Annotated in this window: 3 protein-coding genes and 1 pseudogene; 2 read left to right on the top strand and 2 right to left on the bottom strand. The window is 62.1% G+C overall.

Annotation, left to right across the window (positions count from 1 at the left end):
- Nucleotides 1-184 precede the first annotated feature (184 nt).
- Nucleotides 185-481, top strand: a pseudogene (locus EV691_RS23075) (transposase); the annotation flags it as partial.
- 146 nt (nt 482-627) lie between these two features.
- Here the strand turns inward: EV691_RS23075 and EV691_RS23080 are convergent.
- Both EV691_RS23080 and EV691_RS23085 read right to left on the bottom strand, forming a co-directional pair.
- The gene (locus EV691_RS23080) at nt 628-969 is read right to left on the bottom strand and encodes a type II toxin-antitoxin system HicB family antitoxin (RefSeq protein ID WP_131302567.1); all 342 of its coding nucleotides are present in this window, start codon (nt 967-969) and stop codon (nt 628-630) included.
- Nucleotides 966-1217 carry a type II toxin-antitoxin system HicA family toxin gene (locus EV691_RS23085; RefSeq protein WP_131302569.1) on the bottom strand — a complete coding sequence of 84 codons (252 nt, stop codon included), beginning with the start codon at nt 1215-1217 and terminating at the stop codon, nt 966-968. Before EV691_RS23085 ends, EV691_RS23080 begins: the two co-directional genes overlap by 4 nt.
- Before the next feature lie 610 nt (nt 1218-1827).
- Between EV691_RS23085 and EV691_RS23090 the strand changes: the two genes are divergently transcribed.
- Nucleotides 1828-2397, top strand: coding sequence for a diguanylate cyclase family protein (locus tag EV691_RS23090; protein WP_131302570.1), 570 nt, complete (start codon nt 1828-1830; stop codon nt 2395-2397).
- Nucleotides 2398-2438: the final 41 nt, after the last annotated feature.

The following is a 2438-nucleotide window of genomic DNA, read 5'->3' on the forward strand; positions in this document are numbered from 1 at the left end:
CAACCGCGCTCTTTCTTGAGGACTGAGGATGATTCTGTAATGTTCCATGCCGACATTATGCATGACGCAGATTTAGCTGTGTCATAACACTAGGGGCTGTTGACGTTTTGAGCCAGAGGGGTCGATGAGGACGGGAAAACCTGCAAACTCAAGGTTCCCACACCGATCCCTCCGCAGGCTGGCAATGCCCCGATTGATGCTCACTGACGAACTCTGGTCGAAACTGGAAAACGTTCTGCTTCAGCAAGCCATTTACCACAAGCCGGATCTGCGCATGACGGTCGAGGGGATGCTCTACCGGATGCGCGCCGGCTGCCCTTGGCGAGACCTGCCCAGCGCCTTCGGGCGCTGGAACTCGGTCTACAAGCGCTTCAATGCGTGGTCGGCGGCCGGCAAGTGGCTCAAGGTTTTCCAGGCGCTGATCGAGGAGCCCGATCTCGAGTGGGCCTTCATCGATGGCACCTATGTGAAGGCCCAGCAGTGAAGTAGCCTGGACACTCTTCGGTGGAAAACGCTTCGCGGTTTTCCACCCTACGCAGGAGTGCCGGATTGGGTAGGGTGGACAACGCTTTGCTTGTCCACCGTCTGTCTTCAGGCCATGACGCGGGGATGGGCGCCGGCAAAGGCTCAAGCATGCTGCTCCAGATACTCACTCAACGCCTGTCGCGTCAAATCGTTCAGCGTAATGCTCTTCCGGCTGGCCGCTAAGCTCGCCGCCAGATGCAACTCATGCCCAACACGCACATTGAACGAGCCCTTGCAGGGAATCTCCGGTTCCTTTTCCTGTGCCTTGCACGTCTCCAGATAATCGTCCACCGCCTCGCGGAAGGCGGTCTGCAGTTCGGCCACCGTCTGTCCCTCATAACTGACCAGCGCCCGAATGAACAACAGCTTGCCGAACAGGCAGTTGTCCTCGGTGCTTGCCTCGATGGAGCCGTAATAACCCTTGTATTGCAGCAAGTCTTTCATCGGATCAGGCCTCCCGCTTTGAGGTGGTCGATAATCTGGCGCCGGACATAAGCCTTCAGCTCGTTGCCAGGGTGCGGTCTGTGCAGGCTGATCAGCGCCCGCGGATCGCCATTGTCGAACTTGACCCGGCTGCCCGAGCCTTCCAGTTGTTCGTAGCCCAGGCGGCGCAGCAGCGTGACCAACTCCTGCCAGGTGAAGCTCGCCTGCTCGTTGAGCAACTTGGCGAGCAACTTCTCGTCCCTGGACATTGGCATTCCCACTTGCGACTAAAATTAGTTGCAGGCAATTGTGGGCGTCAAACGCTGCCATGGGAAGCAGAAGGGCAGAGATGTTTTGTGCCTGCTCGCATTTCTGCGAGAGCCAACAGGGGAAGCCCTGCCTATCACTGAATACTGGAAGATCGGCAAGGCCGCCCGGCCGCCCTCCGGTGGAAAACGCTTCGCGGTTTTCCACCCTACGCCGGGGTGTCGAGTTGGATAGGGTGGACAACACTCCGCTTGTCCACCGTTTGCCTTCAGGCCTCGATGCGGGAAGAGCCTTGTCCACCAATCAATCCACCTCGGTTACGCGGGCAATCGGTGTGCGAGTTACCCACCCTGCGCATCTTGCTCGACGCACCCTCGGCGGTTCCTTTCGGATCGTGGCCGATCGATTTGATTGTGCCTGCGCTCTTCTGCCCGTTTGGCCTCCGTCTCCAACTGGCCGGCGGAGCGCGCGGCTCGCATCTGCCCCAGGTGCCTTCTCCGCCAGCAGGGCGGCCTGGCCCCATCCCGATGGCTAGTTGACAGTCCCGCGAGACTTGCCGAACCATCGACGCCCCGGACGCCGCCCTCCAACGTATACCCATTGCAGGTCAGCATGCTTAGCCATCTCGCCACGCTCCAGCGCCTGCACCCCCTCTTCGGACTCTTCCTGCTGACCAGCGCCCTGAGCCTGGCCGGTGTGCTCACCCGGCCCATCGCCTCGCTGGCGCTGTTCTGGCCGGTCAACGCCATCCTGCTCGGTCTGCTGCTGCGCCGCCCGCAGCTGGCCACACCGGCCGGCTGGGCGGCGCTCTACCTCGGGATGGTGGCGGTCGATCTGGGCACCGGCAACGACTGGGGGGCGGCGCTGTGGCTGAACGCCTGCAACCTGGGCCTGATCGCCACCGGCTGGCGGTTGCTCAGCCCATTGCCGCAGGCACTGCTGACCCTGAAGCGGCCGCAGGGGCTGCTGTCCCTGTTCGGCGCCTGCCTCGCCGGCGCCGCGGTGGCCGCCAGCATGGCCTGCCTGACCACCACCGGCTGGTTCGACGACACCGCCTGGACCACCTGGCTGGCCTGGTTCAGCGAGCAGTTCTCGACCGGCCTGCTGCTGTTGCCGGCGGTACTCAGTGCCAGCCCTTTCAAGGTCTCTTACCTTTCGAGGCCTCGATTACACGGGCCGTAGAGACATGAGCGCGGGCTGCGGCGCTATCGACCCACTCCCGG

This window comes from Azotobacter chroococcum, from assembly GCF_004339665.1.
Taxonomy (GTDB): Bacteria; Pseudomonadota; Gammaproteobacteria; order Pseudomonadales; family Pseudomonadaceae; genus Azotobacter; species Azotobacter chroococcum.

Excerpts from the sequence above, each read along its gene's own strand:
- EV691_RS23085 (WP_131302569.1), bottom strand. The coding sequence starts at position 1,217 with ATGTCCAGGGACGAGAAGTTGCTCGCCAAGTTGCTCAACGAGCAGGCG.
- EV691_RS23090 (WP_131302570.1), top strand. The coding sequence starts at position 1,828 with ATGCTTAGCCATCTCGCCACGCTCCAGCGCCTGCACCCCCTCTTCGGA.
- EV691_RS23080 (WP_131302567.1), bottom strand. The coding sequence starts at position 969 with ATGAAAGACTTGCTGCAATACAAGGGTTATTACGGCTCCATCGAGGCA.